The organism is Desulfovibrio sp. DV (assembly GCF_001936595.1).
In the GTDB taxonomy this organism is placed as follows: domain Bacteria; phylum Desulfobacterota; class Desulfovibrionia; order Desulfovibrionales; family Desulfovibrionaceae; genus Solidesulfovibrio.
In genome coordinates, this window is sequence record NZ_MLBG01000184.1 from 1 (window position 1) to 2342 (window position 2342).

The 2342-nt window shown below is 70.4% G+C and carries 1 protein-coding gene; it reads left to right on the top strand.

The features are described 5' to 3' along the window. Window positions 1–347: 347 nt before the first annotated feature. Window positions 348–1937, top strand: a complete 1590-nt coding sequence (locus tag DVDV_RS21595) for a glycosyltransferase (protein ID WP_075356625.1) — start codon at window positions 348–350, stop codon at window positions 1935–1937. Window positions 1938–2342: the final 405 nt, after the last annotated feature.

The following is a 2342-nucleotide window of genomic DNA, read 5'->3' on the forward strand; positions in this document are numbered from 1 at the left end:
ATTTTGAAAGCGCAGCCAGCCGATCGAGCACATGGAGCACGGCCATGGCCAGGGTCAGCGCCGCGCCGGCGGCAAAGAGGAGCAGGCGGCCGAGGTGCGGGCGGGCGGCGGTCTTGAAACCGGACAGGATACCGGCAATACGACCCGGCGGGGTGGCGTGGCTGGCCATGCGGCGAGTCCTTCTGGTTGCCTGATGGTTTGTTCCCGATCCGGTCCGGGGCCGGAGCGGACCGGGGCAGAGTCGGGCATCCGGGCCGGGTTGTCAAAGGCCGGCGGTTGTCAGGCCGGGCGGCCGATTGTATGTGCTGTCGCCGGGACGTCCTGCCCCGGAACCAAGGATGGCGAGCATGGTCCACTGTCCGACGCGGCTTGTCCGGTTGGCGCGCGAGGTGCGCCTGCTGCTGCTGGTTTTTCGGCTGCGGCGCTGCCGCCTTTTCGACCCGGCCCACTATTGCCGGCAGGTCCCCGGAGCGCCGCGAGGGCGGCTGCCTGCCTTGCTCCATTATCTGCGCCACGGCGCCGCCGCCGGGGCCGATCCCCACCCCGAATTCGACGCCGCCGGCTATCTGGCCGCCAATGCCGACGTGGCCGCCGCCGGGGTCGATCCGCTGGTCCATTACACGCTCCACGGCGCGGCCGAGGGGCGCTTGCCAAGGCCGGCCGCCAGGGCCAAGGAGCCGGACACAAAGGCCGGCCGCAGCTGCGCCGCCCCTGCCTCCCCCGGTGTGGCCGTCAAAACTTCCGACAAAGCGCCCCGGATCGTGTTCGTGACCCCGCTTCGGGGCGCTCCAAGCGGCCTGTACCGGGTGGACCATGCCGTTTGCGCCCTGGAAGAACTTGGCTGCGACGCCCGGGCCATGGACGTGGCCGACATCTTTGGCCAGGCGGCTGCCCTGGCCGCGGCCGACGTGGTGGTGCTGCACCGGGTCGGCTGGACCGAGGCTGCGGGAGCCGTGTTCGAGGCGGCCCGCCGGGCCGGGGCCAGACTGGTTTTTGACAGCGACGACGACGTCTTTTCTCCGGGACTGTCGGACAATGCCGGGCTGGTGGACGGCATCCGTTTTCTGGCCCCGGCCCAGGCCGCAGCCCTTCGGGCCGGCACCCTGGCCTGCCGCCGGGCGCTTTTGGCCTGCGACGCGGCCCTGGCCGCAACGCCGCATCTGGCGGCCCGGATGGCGGCGGCCGGCAAACCGGCCACGGTTCTCGGCAACACCTACGGCCGCGCCTTTGCCGAGCGCTGCCGCCAGGTGCGAAATTTCCGGGCCGGCCCTCCCGGCCCGGACGGGCTGCGCCTGGGCTATGCCAGCGGCACGACCACCCATCAGCGCGATTTCGCCGCCATCGTCCCGGTGCTGGCCCACATCCTGGCCGGCCATCCCGGCGTGTCCCTGACCGTGGTCGGCTGTCTCAAGCTGGCCGAATATCCGGTACTGGCCCGGTTTGCCGGGCGCATCGAGGCCCGGCCCCTGGTTCCCCATGGCGAACTGCCGGCCGAACTGGCCCGCTTCGACCTCAATCTGGCTCCGCTTGAGGTCGACAACCTCTTTTGCCGGTCCAAGAGTGCAGTCAAATACATCGAGGCCGGGCTGGTGGAGGTGGCGACCGTCGCTTCGGCCATCCCGGCCTTTGCCGCGGCCGTGCGCCACGGCGAAACCGGTTTTGTGGCTGGCGACGCCGGACAGTGGGAGGCGGCCCTGGCGGCCTGCCTGTGCGATCCGGCCCTGGCCCGCCGCCTGGGCCGGGCCGCCCGGGAGCAGGTGGAGCGGGAGTATGGCCCGGCCGTGTGCCGGCGGCAGTGGCAGGCATTTCTGGCCGGCCTGGGTGTTGCCTGCCCGGAGCGGGACCAGGGCGGCCGCATTGTCCCGGCCCGGACAGGCCGGGGCATCGGAGAGGACCGTGCGGCCTGCCACGAGGATGGGCGGCGGCGCTGCCCGTGAGCCGGCCCGACCGCCGGGCGGTGGTTGTATGCAAGATCGTTTCCCGGTGTTTGAGAAAGTGAAAAGGTGGTTCAGGCCCCTGGCCGCATCCTGCCGGCCGGTTTTCGGGCAGCGCTCGCAATCCGTTGAAATCATGGCCACAGTGGCTTTTTGAGCCTTTTGCGGTGTTTTGGTGCTGTTTTTGCTCTTACAAAGGTGCCAGCGCCAGCCATCCCGGCCGGCGCATCCAGCCTCGCCCAAAGCGCTGCGCAAGGATTACGCCATGTCACATACTGCCTGCCGTAAGGCTTCCCGACGGGTGTCCCTGCTGGCCGCCGCCTTGCTCGCGGCTCCCCTGGCTTCGGCTGCGGCCCAGGAGCCTTCGGCCCTGGTCCATTCCGTGGAGATCGTCTGCCACCATGACCA